Below are 12,772 nucleotides of genomic sequence, written 5' to 3'. Positions count from 1 at the left end.
CTATGCTGTAAGCTGCTGTCATTTTCGTTTCTTTTTCTGTCTCTTCTGTTTCAATTTTATGTCCTATCTTAACCTTACTTTGCTATAAAACCCGATAATAGAATGGCGGCGCTTTGTGCCGCCATTCTATTATCGGGTTTTATTGTGACTTGACTAACGGAAGTTCCACACTTCGTAACGTCCATTCCGAAGCGTGAGAATTTGTCCATCAATACTGCTTGGTAAAACATCTATCCAGACTCTGCCACCACTCATATCACTAAATAGAAGAGAGCCGTCGCTAGAGAATGCGATCGCTAAAGGATAATGACGATCTCCTAAATCAACCTTTTCGCGATCGAGCAATAGTAAATATTCAGGCTTCCCAGTACCATCGAGACTTACCGAGGTCAGCGTCCATTGCTGCTGCACTAGTACACCGAAATCCTCGATGCTGAGTGAAACTTCACCATTGCGCTGCAACTCGCGATACATAGTCCTAACTATGCGTTCAATCGTTGTTGATGAGAGGGATTGCCATTCGACAGGAGATCCATTAGGTGGATTAAATCCACCGCCGCTAGTGACGAGAGGTTGAAGAATACTTTTATTTAGCAAAGGGGCAAGCTCAACCTCTCCTGAAGCAAGAATTCTAAGGCTTCCATTATCGCTAACCCAGAGGGAATGGGCAGTTAAAGTTGCTGCTTGAGATTTACCGTTGGGTTCGTATAACACTACTCCTAGACTGCTATTGAGAGAAAGCCCTAAAATTCTCCACAACAAAATTGATGAGCGATCGCTAAGTTCACTAAATGGAGCATTACTCCACTTATCACCGTCCTTAATCAAATTGATGTTGACTTCATACCAGCCTTGTCCTGATTCGAGCTTTGGTGGTGGCAAAAACCATTCAGATCCTGCATCTCCCTTGCCAATATAGGTAACTGTTCCGATTAATTGTTTCGGGTCGAGAGTAACAGGGGCAAGATCGAGACGTTGCAATAATTGATTGGATTCTTTAGAATCGACCTTCTGCTCCCGTAGCCAATGCTCGGCACGGCGTAACCCGTTACGCTGTAGAACAACTAGTCCGCCCCATAGCTTAATTTCCTTGGCTCCAGAAAAAGTCAACATGGTCATCACCCGTTGCCAAATGTGAGGATGATACTTCGCTAACATCTCGGCAATTTTATCGCCCTTATAAGCGGGATCATTGGCGATCGCCAAAGCCTCAGACCATCTTCCATCAATAATGTTAACTAGTGCTTTTTCTCCCAAACTAGAATTAGGATTCTGGGCTTGGTCTGAGGTAATTTTGGCGTGCAATGCAATCAAGTCATACTGTTCTTGCAAAAATGGCGAGAGTTGCTTCCCTTGAGATCGCACCTCATCCACCATCAGATTGAATTTGCCCAATGCAGGTGACCATAGTCCAGCACTCGCCATCACTAAGGCATCTTGATAGGATTTGGGTTGCCCCTTCGCTTCATTTAATGTCACCATCCGCAATTGTATTTTGCGCATGGAACTACCGATCGCTTCTTCAGGTTGAAAAATAAGATAAGCAGGATCATATGATTGAGTTTGATTAACCACCAATTGCACAGAACTAGAATTGCTTGATAAAGCATTACGCCATATTGGAAGCTCTCCCACTGGACTAGTCCATGCATCTAGCTCTACTAACTGCGATCGCTTATCATTAGAAAAGTAATAGATTTGTCCATAGGCGATACCACCGATATTCCCCGTTGTACTAAACCAAATTCCATTGAATTGAGAAGGAGGATTATTTAGTAATGTTAATTTTTTGAGTGGAAGCCGATTGCGATCTGGCCGCAATCGCTCAGGAATAGGCTCAGTAGCATATTTAAACTTTGGCGATCGCACAAAATATTCGTCAATTCCTGCAACTGTGGTTGTACTGACTAACAGGTATTTCTCTACACCCCGATCCCAAATGGGCTGATAGAAGCGAATTTCACGAATATTTTGGGTTTCTGTTTCCAAAACCGTATAGATGATTTCACCCGTTTTGAGATTGTAACTTTCGCCGAGCTTTAGGTAACTACGCCCTAACTCAGCTTGGATTTGCGGGATGCTTTTAGGAATATTCCATAATGAACTAGAGTAAAAAGCAGGAGCATCAGAAGACGCTAACCAACTGATCGCCAAGGGATTGGCTAGATAAATTAGTCCCAGCCCCGCCAAGCCCCCTACTAAAGGAATACTTACAACTACAAAAAAGTTTGTCCATGTAAAGCGATCGCGCGGATCAATTTCTGGTAATTCTGATGTAGAAGGATTAACGCCTTGCAACTCACGATCTGCCTTAACAAGATCGCCAAAAGGTTTTGAAGATTCAGGTAAAGATTTCATGCGCGGCATCGTAAATCTCAAACGGATGCAATAGCCTAGCATATGTGAGAGTTTACCGCGCCTACAGCGCAGTAAACTCTCACAATTGGCTTACCATTTTTAAAGAAAAGGGCTAAGATTGCAATAGTTAAATTTCTGTTGCAATCGCTACAACCTAAAAAAGTTTTCAAATGAGCAAATACTTATTTGAAAACTGAAGGTCAATCTTGTCAAAGGTTTTAAGTTTTAATTTTGCCGCAGGTAAAATTAAAATCGATATAGCGAATTAGCCACCAGAAAATTTAGCTAAAGCCAAATAGTTACGCCAAATAGTTACGATCTCACAATAAACATTCATGAATTAACGCATTATGTCTACATCAGTAACATCTCAAGAGTCTCAAGTTGCTCAAGACCGCATTATCTTTTTTGACACCACCTTACGCGATGGCGAACAGTCCCCAGGCGCAACTCTGAACGTGGAGCAAAAATTGCTAATCGCGCAGCAACTGGCTCGACTTGGTGTAGACATCATTGAGGCAGGTTTCCCTTTTGCCAGCAAAGGTGATTTTCATGCAGTCCAAGAAATCGCTAAGCTCGTTGGCACTGAGAATGGTCCCACGATCTGCGGTTTAGCAAGAGCTACTAGAGGCGATATTGAAGCTGCTGCCGAAGCAGTCAAGCCTGCGGCTAAGGGGCGAATTCATACTTTTCTCGCCACCTCAGATATTCACTTGGAATATAAGCTTCGGAAAACTCGCGCTGAAGTTTTAGCGATCGTGCCAGAAATGGTTGCCTATGCCAGATCAAAGGTTGCCGATGTCGAGTTTTCACCAGAGGATGCAGGTCGCTCTGATCCTGAGTTTCTCTATCAAGTATTAGAGGCTGCGATCGCGGCGGGTGCTAGCACGGTCAATATCCCCGATACGGTCGGCTATTTGACTCCTTCTGAGTTTGGCGCTTTGATCAAAGGGATCAAAGAAAATGTGCCAAATATCGATCGCGCAATTATCTCGGTGCATGGTCACAATGATCTTGGCTTGGCTGTGGCGAACTTCCTTGAAGCTGCCAAAAATGGGGCGCGTCAAATGGAATGCACGATTAACGGCATCGGTGAACGTGCAGGCAATGCTGCCCTCGAAGAATTGGTGATGGCTTTGCATGTGCGCCGCTCCTATTTCAATAGTTTCCTCGGTCGTCCTGCGGAATCAATTGCGCCGCTCTGCAACATTGACACAAAGCAGATTTACAAGACTTCTCGTCTTGTGTCCAACCTCACAGGTATGTTGGTTCAGCCCAATAAAGCGATCGTCGGCGCAAATGCCTTTGCCCATGAGTCAGGTATCCATCAAGATGGCGTATTGAAAAATCGCCTCACCTACGAAATCATGGATGCTCAATCCATCGGGTTAACCGACAATTTGATCGTGCTTGGTAAGCTCTCAGGACGTAATGCCTTGAGTTCTCGCCTCAAAGAGCTTGGCTTTGAGCTTTCGGAACAAGAACTTAATGCTGCCTTTGTGCGTTTTAAGGAACTTGCTGATAAAAAGCGAGAAATTAGCGATCGCGACTTAGAGGCGATCGTCAACGACGAAATTCGTCATGCACCCGAAGCTTTCAAGCTCGATCATGTCCAAGTAAGCTGTGGCGATCGCGCTATCCCCACGGCGACAATCACTATCGTCATGCCCGATGGTGCAGAAATTACTGATGCTTCAGTGGGGACTGGGCCAGTTGATGCAATTTACAAAGCGATTAATCGCATTGTGAATGTACCGAATCAATTGATCGAGTACTCAGTGCAGTCAGTTACCGCAGGTATCGATGCTCTCGGCGAAGTCACGATTCGTCTCAAGCATCCTGACGTGGGGACGCTCTCTGGACATTCTGCAAATACTGACATTATTGTTGCTTCGGCGCGAGCTTATCTCAGTGCTTTGAATAAGCTCTACTTTGCGCTTCAGTCTCCGACCACGAAGATAAGCGATCGCGACAAGCTCAAAAAAGAAGCTGCTCTGTAAAGCTAACTCCATAAGAAGAGGCAATTTACCAATTGCCTCTTCTTACAGCACTATCTTCAGCTAAAGCCAATGTTCTCGCCCCCTAAATCCCCCAATTCTGGGGGACTTGAATCTGGTTCCCCCCAGAATTGGGGGGGCTAGGGGGGCAAAAGTAAAACTTCTCAAACACTCTCTAAGTCATAACTTGCATAGCCAATTCGTACAAAGAAATTTTTGAAAGTGACGCTTTGCGTCACTTTCAAAAATTTCTTTGGTTTTTATGTCAGCGCAAAGCGCTGTGAATTCTATCCTAAATGCTAGAAAAAGTAGATAAAGAAGCAGTAACACAGCATGATCTCTGGATGCAACGCTGTATTGATTTGGCTAAAAAAGCGAGAGGGCAAACTGCGCCAAATCCCATGGTAGGAAGCGTAATTGTGCAAGATGGACAGGTCTTGGGTGAAGGCTTACATCCTAAAGCAGGTCAACCTCATGCAGAGATATTTGCAATTCGAGCCGCGCAACAAAAAGTCGAAGATCTGCGAGATGCAACCCTATATGTCAATCTAGAGCCTTGTAATCATCACGGGCGCACGCCTCCATGTTCTGAAGCAATTATCAAGGCGGGAATTGGTGAGGTTGTCATTGGTGCGATCGATGCTAATCCACAAGTATCTGGAACTGGTCGCGATCGCTTGCTTGCGGCGGGAGTGAAGGTGACTACAGGTGTTTTAGAACAACAATGTTTAGAGCTAAATGAAGCATTCTTCTATCGCATGAAAACGAATTTGCCCTTTGGCATTTTTAAATATGCGATGACCCTTGACGGCAAAATTGCGACGACTTCTGGGCATAGCTATTGGATTACTGGATCAGAGGCTCGGCATTTAGTGCATGATCTGCGCGTGGGTTGTGATGCAATTATTACGGGTGGGAATACAGTTAGGCTGGACAATCCCCACTTAAATACTCATGGATTGAGTGTTCATTCTCCTTTAAGAGTTGTAGTTACGCAAAGTTTCGATCTTCCTGAAGTTGCCAATTTATGGAACATAACAGATACCGAAAAAACCTTGGTAATCACTTTGCCTAATATCAATTCTCAACTTAAGCAAAAACTACGCGATCGCAAAGTTGAAGTTCTCGAACTAGATGACATATCTCCTGAATTCGTCATGCAAGAATTGGGTAAGCGTGGCTGCAATACAGTTTTATGGGAATGCGGAGGGAGATTAGGTGCAGCCGCAATTAAGGCTAAGATGGTACAAAAAGTTTATGCTTTTATTGCGCCCAAGTTAATTGGCGGATTTACGGCTTCGAGTCCTATTGACGATTTAGGATTAGCGTTGATGACTGATGCTATAAATCTTTCGCGATCGCAGTTTCAACAAATTGGTACAGACTTCTTAATTACTGGCTATCTGCAATGAACGACAAAACACCGCGCATTAATCTTCCACCTGAAGTTAGAAAATATGTTTTTGAGCGTGACAATTACCAATGTCAGAGCTGTCAGAAGATTGACCTTACTACTAAAAACTTACAAGTTGATCACATTATCCCGCTAGCACAAGGCGGAACTAATGAATTCAGTAACTTCCAAACCCTTTGTGCTAAATGTAATCGAGAGAAAAGCGCCAAACTCGATCCACGCTTTCGGAGATTGTATAGTGATTAGCAAAAGCGGCGCAATGCGCCGCTTTTGCTTAGACTGGTTGAAAATAAAATGCAAAGCCTAGAATTGCGTATGTCGCTACTAGCAAAGATCCTTCTAGCCAATTCGATCGCCCATCGGAACTAATCGAGTTGGCAATCAGCACCGCCACAGCAACCGCCACTAGCTCAAAAGGATTAAAGTTTAAATCCATTGGTTGTCCCATAAACCAACCGATAATGACTAGCACTGGTGCAACAAATAGCGCTATTTGCATACTTGAGCCTACGGCAACCGAGACCGAGAGTTCCATTTTGTTCTTCATCGCCACGGTAATCGCCGTTGTATGCTCAGCAGCATTACCAATGATTGGCAATAGAATTACCCCTGTGAATAGTTCTGTTAAGCCGAGTTGGGCTGTTGCCTCTTCTAAAGTTCCTACTAAAAGCTCAGATTCTAAGGCAACTAACAAGGTCACGCCAAGCAGAACCGAAATCCATAACTTAAGATTGATTTCCTGAGGATGTCCTTCTTTCTCCTCGGCATCATCTGCTTCAGATTTACCCACGTCATAGAGATAGGCATGGGTTTTCATCGAAAATAGAAGCGTTAGACAATAGACAATAATCAACACGATCGCTACAGCGATCGATAGCTTTTGCAAGATGTCTTCACTAATTCCCGTAGTCGTAAAATTTGCAGCCGTCGGCAACAAAATTGCCACTACTGCCAAATTCATAACTGAAGCGTTTAATCGCGCCATGGTTGGCTGAAATTCCTGCTCTTTGTAACGCAGTCCGCCTAAAAGCATAGACATACCCATCACCAGCAACAGGTTGCCAATGATTGAGCCAGTGATGCTAGCTTTTACAACACTGGTAAATCCTGCATTCAGTGCCACGATCGCAATGATTAGCTCCGTCGCATTACCAAAAGTTGCATTTAACAAACCGCCCCATGAAGGCCCCAAAACCACCGAGATTTCCTCGGTTGCTGTACTTAACCACCCAGCCAAGGGCAAGATCGCGATCGAAGAAGTCACAAATATCAGCGTAGAATTCCATCCTTGCAAGTGACCGATGACCGATATCGGTACAAATACAAGCAAACCAAAGGAGAAGATTTTCTTAAACATATGCAGCCGTTGTAGCATTAAGGCTAAATATACCAACAAAACCCAAAAAATTTAGAGGAGGTCGCTTCGCGACCTCCTCTAAATTTTTTGGGTTTAATTTTTTCTAAGCATTATGACGGTTTAAAATAACTTAACAAAGCATCGCTTTATTGCTATTCATCAGGAAATCTCCATGTCTGAACTTACCGCCGAACAACATCGCACTAAAATGCAGCGCCGCCAAGAGGTGCAACATCAGCGAGTCGCAGAGCGTAACCTCGAAAAAGGGCTGATCATCATTAATACTGGTGACGGCAAGGGCAAAACTACCGCCGCGTTAGGGATGGTATTGCGATCGCTAGGGCATGGATATAAAGTCGCGATCATTCAGTTCATCAAAGGCGCATGGGAACCTGCGGAAAAAAAAGTATTTGAAATGTGGCAGGATCAACTGTTTTTTCAGGCTTTGGGTGAGGGCTTTACATGGGAAACTCAAGACCGCGATCGCGATATTGCAAAAACCAAAGAAGCATGGGCAGTGGGACTTAGCTATATCAAAAATCCTGAATACAAGCTTGTTCTCCTTGATGAGGTAAATATTGCTCTCAAATTAGGCTATCTCGATGTCGAGACTGTGATTGCAGGGCTAAAAGAGAAACCTGCTGATTCCCATGTGATTCTCACTGGTCGGGGGGCTCCTGCTGAACTGATCGAAGTCGCTGACTTAGTAACGAGAATGGAACTTGTTAAACACCCTTTTAGAGAGCAAGGTGTCAAAGCTCAAGCTGGAATCGAGTTTTAGAACCCATTCAAGAATTAATTCAGATCCCCCCCAGCCCCCCTTAAAAAGGGGGGAGAATTAATTCTTCCCCCTTTTTAAGGGGGATTGAGGGGGATCTCTCAGAGATTTTATTGAACCCTTAGAAAAAATATGTCAAAAATTGGTGTTGGTATTATCGGAACGGGCTTTGGTCAGATTATCCATATTCCTGCTCTACAAATTCATCCTGATACAGAAGTTGTAGCGGTTTACCATCGCGATCGCATCAAAGCGCAACAAATTGCTGATAAATTTAATATGCCCCATGCTTGCGATCGCCTTGAGGATTTACTCGCACTACAACAAGTCCAAGCTGTCACCATCTCTACGCCGCCAAGTTTCCATTATGAACAGGCAAAAGCAGCGATCGAAGCTGGCAAGCATATTTTGCTAGAAAAGCCTGTGACAATGAATGCTCAAGAGGCGATCGCACTGTATCAACTTGCCCAAAAGCGTCAAGTCATCACCGCTACCGACTTTGAATTCCGTTGTGTCCCGCAATGGCGCTACTTTAAACATCTCCTAGATCAGAATCATGTGGGTAAAAAAAGGCTGATTCAAATTGATTGGTTGGTACAAGGTCGCGCCGATCCTAAGCGGGTTTGGAATTGGTATAGCCAAAAAGCTTTTGGTGGTGGTGCATTAGGTGCGATCGGTTCCCATGTTTTTGACTATGTGCGCTGGTTATTTGGTGACATTAAAAGTGTGTCTGGTCAACTCAGTACAGGCATTACTGAACGTCCTGATGCAAATGGTGTTCTGCGTCCTGTCGATGCCGATGACACCTGCAATATTCTCCTAGAACTTGCCGATGGAACTCCCTGCAATATTTCTCTGAGTACTGTCACCTATCGCGGTCGTGGTCATTGGCTGACGGTTTATGGTGAAAATGGAACCCTTGTACTGGGTAGTTCTAATCAATCGGATTATGTACATGGCTTCAGTTTGCGCCAAGGCAAAATCGATCGCACGGAAATGGAAGTTGTACCGATCCCATCCGAATATGAACTCCCCAAGACATATACCGATGGTCGTCTCGCGCCTGTGCTAGCCATATGTGATCGCTGGGTGCAGTCAATTCAAACTGGACAACCTATGACTCCGAGTCTCTATGAAGGTGCATGGTCACAGTTACTTATGGATTTAACTCAAGAGTCACACCAGCAAAAGAAATGGCTTGATGTTCCATCGTCTTTCTAGAGAAAAGTTAAAACAACGATCTTCCACAATATCGCTGTTTTAACAATTTGATAGGAATACAACAAAGAACGGAATAGTTAGGATAGATACTAACTGAGTAAAGCTTGATGAACAAGGGACTTAAGCTCCTTGTCTATCCTAAGCAACTTTAATACCAAAACATAAAATTGCTACGCCATTTTGTGTTTTGAAAACCCTTGATGGGTTTGGTTTTTAACTCACAGAAGTGTTGTCACACTTTTGTGAATTGGTATAACTTTGTTATACATCAAAACCTCAAAGTTGAGAAACAATATGAAATATTGCTCCTCAACTTTGAGGCTAATTTTAAAGCATAAGAAAACCACAAACAAAGCTTAAACTAACGATAAATTTGGATAACTAATACAAAAGTATGATCTTCTGTGGCGTGAGGAAAATCATACTAGCTTTGAAACTAACACATTCTAAATTGCAACAGTCATCCTTTGCAGTAGTCTTTTTAGGTTCATTATTTAATATAAATAGTGCCTATGCTATTGATACTCAATCAAATTCTACTTCCCAGAAGCGTGACATCCAAAATCATTTGACTGTAGAAAGTACTCTCCAGAAGATCGATCAGAATGTTCTTCAAGGTACTTTACCACAGTGCTGCCAATGACACGGTTTGGGTAGGCACGATTAAGACTTTATTCACTTTCTAATTAGTCGCTCTGATTAATTCTGGTTTAGCCGCACAAAGCACGGCTAAACCGCTTAAAACTCAATCCATCTAAATTAGCTAAAAATATATGAGCATTAAACGTAGAGATTTCTTGATGTTTTTGGGAGCAGGCGCAGGAACGCTCCTCTTTGATGCCATGCCCAAAGCTAACTCAAATCAAACTTTTTCCATGCCTTTTCTGGAAACTGTACCTTCGGGAGAGGCTTTTGCCGCGACAGTTAGCAACTTGAGTTTTAAACCAGTTCAAGGACCAATGCCACTCAAAACTAGTGGACTGTCTAAGGCTCAAGAGATTGCATCCCACAAAACCTTTGAGGTTGTCGATGATCTCGTTTTGCCAGAAGGTTTCACCTATGATGTAGTGGCAGCATGGGGCGACAAAGTAGGCGATTCACGTTTTGGTTATAACAACGATTATCTATCTCTAGTAGAAACAGGAGAAAATGAAGGTTATCTCACCGTTAATTTTGAATATATTAGCGACGTTCTTTGGGAACAGAGTTTCGGGAAGGTAGTTGGTAAATCTCTTCCTTTTGCTGACATGAATAAGGCACTCAAAGCCGCAGGAGATGATGGCATAAATGTGCTTGCCCTCGCTAAGAGTGATACTTTAAGAGCCAAGTTAGAACTAATCGCAAAAGAAGCCATGATCGATGTCGGCATCGGCGTTATTTCTGTCCGTCGTGATGCAGATGGAAAATGGGTACGCACCAATTCTAACGCCGATCGCCGTGTAACTGGGCTATCTGGTTTAGAGGATGGTCGCTATCTCAAATCTACAGGGCCCGCCGTGAATATCTTCCGCAAAACCGAAGGAATGGGTTATGTGGACAAACTAGGCGATCGCATTATCGGCACATTTAGCAACTGTGCAGGTGGCACAACGCCTTGGGGAACCGTGTTAAGTGCTGAAGAAAATTACCAAACCCTTGTACCAGACCAAGTGATGCCCGATGGAACTCCCTTTGCGCCGAGCAAGAAAAAGTTTGGGAAAAATGATGAAGATGAATTTGTTGGTCTTGGTAGCGTTTTTGGTCTCTCAGGCAATAAGTATGGCTGGATTGTCGAAATTGATCCCGCTAATCCTGAAGACTATGGGACAAAGCACACATGGCTGGGGCGCTATCGCCATGAGGCAGTTGGTATCCGTGCTGAAGCAGGTAAGCCTTTGGCTTTTTATTCAGGTTGCGATCGCCGTGGCGGACATCTTTATAAATTTGTCAGCAACGGTACGATTACCGATCCAAAGGATAAAGGCAACTCTAAGCTTCTAGAGTCAGGAATGCTCTATGCAGCTAAATTTAATTCCGATGGAACGGGAACTTGGATTCCGCTCAAGGCATCTACTCAAGTCAATCCTGATCAACCTAGTGTATTAGCAGGAAAAATGTTGCCCTTGCCAAAACGTCCTGATGGCGGCTCATTTAAGGCAACAAAAGATGAGGAAGTTGCCGAATTCAAAGCAAAATTCAAAGTTTTGGGCGATCTATATAAAGGCAACGATGCAGAGAAGCAGGGCGCAATCTTGATTGATGCTCACTATGCGGCTAATGCTGTAGGCGCAACCTGTACAGCTCGTCCCGAAGATACAGAGATTGTCCCCGATGGCTCTTTGATGATTGCTTTTACCTCTGGGTCAATTAGCGCTAGTGATGGCAGTCCTGATCTTCGCATTTTTAAAGGCAAAGATGGTAAAGCCCATGAGCATGGATGGATTATGCGTCTTGCCGAAAATAGCAATGCACCCGATGCGATGAGTTTCCGTTGGCGCATCCTTGCTACGGGTGGCGAACCCGCAGATGGCGGTCAAGGTTTCACAAATCCTGACAATATGGCGATCGATCGCAGTGGCAATATATGGATGGTGACAGATATTTCTAGCGATAAGTACAACAAAGCGATTCCTAGTCGCACTGACAAGGAAGGTAAACCCGTCAGCCAATCGAATCTACGGGGTCTGTACGGTAATAGCTCCATTTGGTTTATCCCCACATCGGGAGAAAATGCAGGTCAAGCTTACTTGTTTGGTTTTGGTCCAATGGAATGTGAAACTACTGGCCCATTCTTCAGTCGCGATCAGCAAACTCTATTTCTATCGGTTCAGCATCCAGGTGAAGTTAAGGGGACACGCAAGGATATGGCATTTGAGACTCGCAAACTTGCCATGCGAACAACAAGTGGTGAAGAGTTTATCCAAACTCGTAAGGTTCCCATTGGTTCTAACTGGCCCAGTTTAAAGCCTAATGAGCCACCGAAACCTGCGGTAGTTGCCATCCGTAAGCTAAATAATCAGCCTTTGATTTAACGTCATTTCGATAACAGTAAAAAGCGTTATTCCCAATTTATTGGGAATAACGCTTTTCTATATTTGAAGGCATTTTGTCTAGTTTCAGTGACGTTCATAGATATGAGGTTTGAAAAAAGTAAAAAAGGCGATCGCTATCAGACTTTTCAGTTTTATAGCGATTTAAGGGAACTCCAAAGAAAAAATGATCCACATAAAACCAAAAAACATGGCGGCGGGCTACGCCCGCCGCTATGTTTTTTGGTTCAATTATTTTGTGTAGTTATGCCTGATCGCTCAACAATTAGAATGGATTGAAGAGCGCGATGCTACTTGTAAAAGAGAGACTAAACAAAATAGAGGTGGCAATGGATATAGCGCTTTTTTAAACAATTGTCTGATGAGAATAACTATTGAAAGGACTAAGCTTTTAAGAGAATATTTGAGATAACTTATTGCGATCGCTGCGACATCTTGTGGGTTTAGGTTAAAGCATCCCCAAATTGAGGCGATCTAAAAACTTATAAATTTATGAATTTCCGTGGCTTCCCCTACATGAGGATATTATCTGGAACGCGAATAATTCATGACACTAACCGAAACAACAAGGTCATTTTCAGTCTTGGCATAAAATCTCTCTGGGAATCAAAGGGCTGG

10 protein-coding genes are annotated in these 12,772 nt (G+C 43.6%); 8 read left to right on the top strand and 2 right to left on the bottom strand.

Annotated features, from left to right (window positions below):
* Nucleotides 1-153 precede the first annotated feature (153 nt).
* On the bottom strand, nt 154-2,358 hold the full coding sequence (locus tag CQ839_RS07270) for a hypothetical protein (protein ID WP_103667605.1): 2,205 nt from the start codon (nt 2,356-2,358) through the stop codon (nt 154-156).
* A 350-nt stretch (nt 2,359-2,708) separates the two neighbouring features.
* On the opposite strand from CQ839_RS07270, the gene CQ839_RS07265 reads away from it, so the two are divergent.
* The 3 genes from CQ839_RS07265 (at nt 2,709) to CQ839_RS07255 (ending at nt 6,015) form a co-directional block, all read left to right on the top strand.
* Nucleotides 2,709-4,358: a 2-isopropylmalate synthase gene (locus CQ839_RS07265; protein ID WP_103667604.1), complete on the top strand. Its 1,650-nt coding sequence runs from the start codon at nt 2,709-2,711 to the stop codon at nt 4,356-4,358.
* Nucleotides 4,359-4,651: 293 nt separating this feature from the next.
* Nucleotides 4,652-5,767, top strand: a complete 1,116-nt coding sequence (gene ribD / locus CQ839_RS07260) for a bifunctional diaminohydroxyphosphoribosylaminopyrimidine deaminase/5-amino-6-(5-phosphoribosylamino)uracil reductase RibD (RefSeq protein ID WP_103667603.1) — start codon at nt 4,652-4,654, stop codon at nt 5,765-5,767.
* Entirely contained in the window at nt 5,764-6,015 is a 252-nt protein-coding gene (locus CQ839_RS07255; protein WP_103667602.1) for an HNH endonuclease, read from the top strand. The genes ribD and CQ839_RS07255 overlap by 4 nt, the downstream gene beginning before the upstream one ends.
* Nucleotides 6,016-6,043: 28 nt before the next feature.
* Here the strand turns inward: CQ839_RS07255 and cax are convergent, their stop codons facing one another.
* Entirely contained in the window at nt 6,044-7,126 is a 1,083-nt protein-coding gene (gene cax / locus CQ839_RS07250) for a calcium/proton exchanger (RefSeq protein ID WP_103667601.1), read from the bottom strand.
* 172 nt (nt 7,127-7,298) lie between these two features.
* On the opposite strand from cax, the gene cobO reads away from it, so the two are divergent.
* The 5 genes from cobO to CQ839_RS25980 all read left to right on the top strand — a co-directional run bounded on the left by cobO (nt 7,299) and on the right by CQ839_RS25980 (nt 12,566).
* Nucleotides 7,299-7,907, top strand: a complete 609-nt coding sequence (cobO, locus tag CQ839_RS07245) for a cob(I)yrinic acid a,c-diamide adenosyltransferase (RefSeq protein ID WP_181016131.1) — start codon at nt 7,299-7,301, stop codon at nt 7,905-7,907.
* A 129-nt stretch (nt 7,908-8,036) separates the two neighbouring features.
* Nucleotides 8,037-9,125 (top strand): Gfo/Idh/MocA family protein, encoded by a 1,089-nt coding sequence (locus CQ839_RS07240; RefSeq protein ID WP_103667599.1) that lies wholly within the window; start codon nt 8,037-8,039, stop codon nt 9,123-9,125.
* A gap of 430 nt (nt 9,126-9,555) precedes the next feature.
* Complete coding sequence (locus CQ839_RS24775) at nt 9,556-9,768, top strand: hypothetical protein (RefSeq protein WP_146048707.1); 213 nt, start codon at nt 9,556-9,558, stop codon at nt 9,766-9,768.
* 130 nt (nt 9,769-9,898) lie between these two features.
* Nucleotides 9,899-12,136 (top strand): PhoX family phosphatase, encoded by a 2,238-nt coding sequence (locus tag CQ839_RS07235; RefSeq protein ID WP_103667598.1) that lies wholly within the window; start codon nt 9,899-9,901, stop codon nt 12,134-12,136.
* A 268-nt stretch (nt 12,137-12,404) separates the two neighbouring features.
* Entirely contained in the window at nt 12,405-12,566 is a 162-nt protein-coding gene (locus CQ839_RS25980) for a lysozyme inhibitor LprI family protein (RefSeq protein WP_103667618.1), read from the top strand.
* Nucleotides 12,567-12,772: the final 206 nt, after the last annotated feature.

The sequence above is a fragment of the Pseudanabaena sp. BC1403 genome, assembly GCF_002914585.1.
Classification (GTDB): domain Bacteria; phylum Cyanobacteriota; class Cyanobacteriia; order Pseudanabaenales; family Pseudanabaenaceae; genus Pseudanabaena.
Note: the sequence above shows the minus strand (reverse complement) of the source record. Positions and strands in the feature narration are given on the sequence as shown.